Source organism: Desulfosarcina sp., assembly GCF_033791525.1.
Lineage (GTDB): Bacteria > Desulfobacterota > Desulfobacteria > Desulfobacterales > Desulfosarcinaceae > Desulfosarcina.
This window is the reverse complement of record NZ_JASJGN010000098.1, coordinates 1-5,659: the sequence shown is the minus strand read 5'-3', so window position 1 is coordinate 5,659 and position 5,659 is coordinate 1. Positions and strand designations below refer to the sequence as shown.

The following is a 5,659-nucleotide window of genomic DNA, read 5'->3' as shown; positions in this document are numbered from 1 at the left end:
GTCCATCCAGAAATGAGGAATTTTGGTCGAGATCAAGGCATGCGAAAAATTTTACCGCAGGCATATAGTTGATATTCCGAGGATAAAATTTTGAGCATAACGCAGACATCGGGCAAAATAACCGTTTCTGGATGGGCACTATCTACATTTAAATGGTTAAGGCCTTCGGCATGGACCGCCTGGCGGCAACAATCGATTTTCTTGACTGGCTGTCTTCCAACCGCCGCGTGGGGATGCCTGTGGACTGAATTTCGAACAGGTATTTAGCATTCATCGTGCCACGATCCAATCACTTTGTCTAACGCCCCGAAAAGACGGTGGTTCAGACAGTTGTATGAAAAACTATCTTTGGGGTTGATGTCAAAAATGAGTTATAATAGTGTCATAATTAAAATTAATATCAATTTTGTAGCTTAACGTGCCTGGCAGCAGTCAGTGTCCATCCAGAAATAGGCAAATTGGATATCGCTATTGTCACCTCTCACCGCAAGGTTTCTTGCCATGGCCCATCAACAGAAAAAATATCGTTTCGCCTTAGTTTCCCACTCGATCGAAGTGGTCGAGGCCGTCAGGAGACACGTGAATCCACAAACCGACGACCTGTTTGCCACCATCGTGGGTCTGGATGATGCGGTCTCCACAGCCAGGAACCTCATTCAGGATGGGTACGAAGTTATCCTGGGTCACGGCGGTACCGGCGGGATGATCGCCAGAAGCATCGGCCAGCCGGTGGTTAATATTCCCATCACCATGCTCGAAATCATCACGGCGCTGCAGACCGCCGCCCGATTGGGCAATAAGATCGGTGTCACCAGCTTCGCGGTCGGCCGTGAAGGTTTCAAGATCATCCGGGACATCCTGGGGCTGGATGTTCGACAGATTGTTTTCAACAGCCAAAAGGAACTCGAAGACGGGGTCAAAAAAGCGATTGACGAGGGGGTCGATGTTATTGTCGGCGGTGGGGTGAGCCGCAAGATCGCCGCCGGCCTTCAGGCCAGTGCCGTGATCATCGAGCCCGCCCGCCAGATCGTACAGGATGCGCTAGGCCGGGCCCGGGCATTGGCTGTCGCCCGACGCAGGGAAATCGAGACCCATGAACAACTGCAAACCATCTTCAAAATAATGGACGACGGCATGATCGGTGTGGACGCGCTCGGCCACCTGAATTTCTACAACCAGACAGCCGAATCAATGCTCGGGATGAATCTGGGGTTGCACCTGGGGTTGCCCGTTCCTAAGCTGGCCGATTCGCTGGGGCTGATGGAGGTCCTCCACTCGGGGTCCAAAAAAAGCGACGAGATCATTAAGGTCAGGGACAACGAACTGGTCCTAAACTGCCTTCCTATTTTAATTAACGGCAAGGTTCGCGGAGCTGTCGGTTTGCTGAAAGAAGGCAGTGCCATCCATAATATCGATCGCAAATTGCGCGCACGCATCTACCAAAAAGGGTTTATCGCCAAACACACGATGAATGATATCGTTGCCCGGAGCCCCGGCATGCGCAAACTCATCGCCAAGGCAAAGCAATTCGCCAAAACGGAAGCCGCCATCATGATTTGCGGGGAAACCGGTACGGGGAAAGAATTTCTCACCCACGCCCTGCATCATATCAGCCCACGCCATAAAGCCCCCTTCGTGGCAATCAATTGCGCCGCCCTTCCGGAAACCCTTTTGGAAAGTGAACTTTTCGGCCATGAGGAAGGCGCGTTTACCGGTGCGAAAAAAGGCGGCAAAATCGGACTGTTCGAGTTGGCCAACCATGGTACCATTTTTCTCGATGAAATCGGTGACATCTCGCCAAAGCTCCAAGTACGGCTCCTGAGGGTTCTGGAAAACAAGGAAGTGATGCGAGTGGGGGGAGACAAAATCGTACCGGTGGATGCGCGCGTCATCAGTTCCACTCACAAGGACCTGACTGAAGAGGTGCGCGCGGGTCGCTTCAGAAAGGATCTGTACTATCGGCTGGCGGTTCTGCGGCTGACTATCCCGCCTTTGCGGCAGCGCGCACAAGACATACCCGAACTGTTGGCGCCCCTTCTGAAAGGCTACCAAAAAACGTTGTCGTGCATCACGCAGGACATGTACAAACAGATCGAATCCTACCATTGGCCGGGCAACATCAGGGAGTTAAACTCGCTGATGGAAAGTTATCTGATCCTGTTGGGCAACCGCCAGCACAATGAGGGCCTCTTTATGGACTTGTTTGAAGAATACGAGGCCCCCCGGGGTCTCGGCGGCCGGCAGACGGACGCCGGCGAGGGCGCCTCGGCGGCCTCCGCCTTTCCCCGGACAGATGAGGCATCCGGCATGCGCACCTTGAAGGAACAATTGAACGGGCACCGGCAGAACATAATTCGCCGCACTTTAACGCAATGCGGCAACAACAAATCCCTGGCGGCCAGGAAACTGAGGATCAGCACCAATACACTGTGGCGGGCACTCAGAAAAGAGACTGAAAAGAATGCCTGAACCACCGCCTCTGATCAGCATATTCTGATTCAGATAAAGCGGTACATCGGATTGAACCCTCCCCGTGGCCCCGATGAGCGGGATCTGTGCTTCGCTCTGACAAGCCGCGGGGAAATGTTCTGCCTGTACCGGCAGTGCTGCAAAGCACCGTATGGATGAAAATCGATTTTCAGTTCGCTCGCTAGTGTCCATCCAGAAATAGGCAAATTTGGTTGAGATCAAGGCATGCGAAAAATTTTACCGCAGGTTTATGGTCGATATTCCGAGGATAAAATTTTGAGCATAACGCAGATATCAGACAAATTGGCCATTTGTGGATCGACTCTCGCTAACCCCGATGCTCGGGATCTCCGCTTTGCTCCGACCCCGGTGGCGGGATCTCCGCTTTGCTCCGACAAGCGGCGGGGAATGCGCTCGCTGTCGCGGTTCACCGTTCCTCCAGTTTGAAACCCCACTTACCCTCTCTTTAAAGCGCCGTGCACCGTCGCAAGGGCATGGTCCGGGCCCCTTGGAGGTCAATTCCTATTCTCGGCGTGTAGGCCACATATTTCCGGGTTCCATCAAAACCTGATTCGTTCTTGACACCTATCATTTATCTGGATTAATATGAACTCATCCTTCCGAATCTATTACTAATTAGTGCCATACAACTAAGGCGGCACCTCTTGAGCCAATTGGTATTGGGATGAATGTGTCTACCCACGATAAAAAAAAACGAGTAGCAATCCGCAGGCTTGCGGATAAACTTCTTCAGGTGCAGCTCGAAAAATACTCCCGCCTGATCCAGGCCGGACAAATCATTACCTCTGAATTGAATGTTGACGCACTTTTCGATGTCATATCCGATCAAACCGGTAAGATTCTGGATGTCGAACGATGCTCGATTTTTTTAGTCGATGAAAATGAACAAAATCTTTGCTCGTTCGTTGCCGCAGACATGGAATCCGATCAAATTCAATTTTCGACTGACCAGGGCATCGCCGGATGGGTATTTTGCAACAAAACGCCCCAGGTCGTAAACAATGCCTATGCTGATCCGCGTTTCTACAGGGAAGTGGATAAAAAGACAGGGTTTCGAACGGTCAATATACTCTGCGTTCCCTTGGTCGGTCATCGTAGAAATTGCATCGGAACCATGCAGGTGCTCAACAAAAAAGGGGGGGATTTCACAGAAGACGATGTCGACATCTTGACCTACATGGCAAGCTACGTGACGGTCGCCCTTGAGAACTCATTTCTTTATGAAGAATTGAAGGAGACTGACAGGGCCAGGCAGAAAGTGGTCAATCACCTGTCGCACGAACTCAGAACACCCTTATCGATTCTAGCATCTGTGTTGACTCGGTTTGCCGACACCGCCCATGACCACGATCTGACACACCTGATCAAGACGATTGAAAGGGGCCGGCGGTGTATCGTCAGGCTCAACCATATCCAGGAGAAGGTGGAGGACATCGTCGGAAGAAAAATTGTCGATTGCGAAAAACAATATATGAGAATTTTTGAGGATCTGATCAGTCTGGTTGAAGAGACCGGTGAAGACACGACCATTCAGTGCGGACCCGTGGCTGAACAAGTCATCAATCGCATTAAATCCATTTTAAAATTTGAACCGGAGAGAATCGAAACGATCAGGGTCGATCTCTTCCTAAAAAACATTTACAAACATGCCCTTGAGATGATCCGGGAACGACGCCTGAAGGTTTCATTGGCCATCGAAGACGGCCTGTACATCAAAATGGACGGAAACGTCCTCAAAAAAATAGGTGACGGTTTACTGAAAAATGCAATTGAAAACACCCCTGATGAGGGAACGATAAAATTGAAGGCCTGGGCCACGGCCGATGATATTTTCCTGGAATTTCAAGATTGTGGCGTTGGGATAACCTAGGTAAACCAAAAGAACATATTCAAAGGGTTCTTTCACACCCAACCGACCCGGCACTATTCATCCAAAACACCCTATGCCTTTAACGCCGGCGGTACAGGAACCGACCTTCTGCGAATGCGGACCTATGCGGAAAGGCTTGGGTTCACCATCGATTTTTCGAGTCAGCGCTGTCGATTCTTGCCGGGTGATGCCGATGCCTGCCCGGGCAGTGTATCATTGTGTAAAAACAAAACGGCTGCGATGGACTGTATTGGCTCGGGGGGCAGTATCTTCACGGTCAGATTTTCCAGAATGGGGTGATTGCTTGACAAACCATATTTTTAATTAACCAGGAAAGAGAGGACTCACGGATGAAAAATAAAGTCACGCTGAAAGGGAAAACAATACTGGCCGTCGACGATGAACCTGACATCTTAGAATCCATCGAAGAAGTACTGGAAAACTGTGACGTCGATACTGCCAACGATTTCAATACGGCCAAACAAAAGCTCAATTCAAAAACCTACGACTTGGTCGTGCTCGATATCATGGGCGTTCAGGGCTATGATCTGCTGGAGATCGCCAGAGAAAAAAATAGTCGTGTAGTCATGCTCACCGGCCATGCCCTCAGCCCCGACAACTTTGCCAAATCGATGGACGGCGGTGCCGATGCATACCTGCCCAAGAACAAGCTGGCTGAGTTGGATGTGTTTCTGGAAGATGTCTTGGGCGATGATCGTCAACAACCCGGGGTGCTCGGCATGTGGTTCGATCGTCTCAAGGGATACTATGAAAAGAAATTCGGCCCCGGATGGCTCGATGAATACAAAGGGTCCTGGCACTAGCAGGATCAGGGCAACCACCTGAGGCGGCATATGTATAATTTTATGTCTTTAATTCTATTCGACATGTTTTTTATGCAACGTTGGGGTAAAAACGATAGTCGAACGTAAACAAAAGTAAGTCCTCTCGGAGGTCCGTTCACGATGGAGCGAGAAATGAACAGGAATCGTCTTCATCAATTTTTAAGATCGCTAAATCCGGTGGATTGTGTCCAAACGGTGCTGCAGCATCGACGGCTTGCTCTCGCCGTCATTGCCGCGGTGACCCTCCTGTTCGCCGCATTCATTCCCCGCCTGGCATTCAAGACGTCGATACACGACCTGATCATCGAGGATCTGCCCGAAAACGGGCAGTACGAGTCATTCAAGGCGGTCTTCGGGTCGGAAGAGATCATCCGCGTGGTGGTCAAATGCAACAATGTTTTCGACCCGCTCAACTTTCAAAAAATCGCCGGTCTGGAAGACGCCGGAAAAAAGA

The 5,659-nt window shown here is 50.5% G+C and carries 4 protein-coding genes; all 4 read left to right on the top strand.

Going from position 1 to position 5,659, the window contains the following annotated elements:
* Window positions 1-579: 579 nt before the first annotated feature.
* Entirely contained in the window at window positions 580-2,469 is a 1,890-nt protein-coding gene (locus QNK41_RS04700; protein ID WP_319254268.1) for a sigma 54-interacting transcriptional regulator, read from the top strand.
* Window positions 2,470-3,223: 754 nt separating this feature from the next.
* Window positions 3,224-4,360 (top strand): GAF domain-containing protein, encoded by a 1,137-nt coding sequence (locus tag QNK41_RS04695; protein WP_319254266.1) that lies wholly within the window; start codon window positions 3,224-3,226, stop codon window positions 4,358-4,360.
* Window positions 4,361-4,710: 350 nt separating this feature from the next.
* On the top strand, window positions 4,711-5,184 hold the full coding sequence (locus tag QNK41_RS04690; RefSeq protein ID WP_319254264.1) for a response regulator: 474 nt from the start codon (window positions 4,711-4,713) through the stop codon (window positions 5,182-5,184).
* 153 nt (window positions 5,185-5,337) lie between these two features.
* Window positions 5,338-5,659 (top strand): hypothetical protein (locus QNK41_RS04685; RefSeq protein WP_319254262.1); only part of this gene is annotated, 322 nt, incomplete at its 3' end.

Coding starts and splice junctions, on each gene's coding strand:
- QNK41_RS04690 (WP_319254264.1), top strand. CDS start 4,711: ATGAAAAATAAAGTCACGCTGAAAGGGAAAACAATACTGGCCGTCGAC.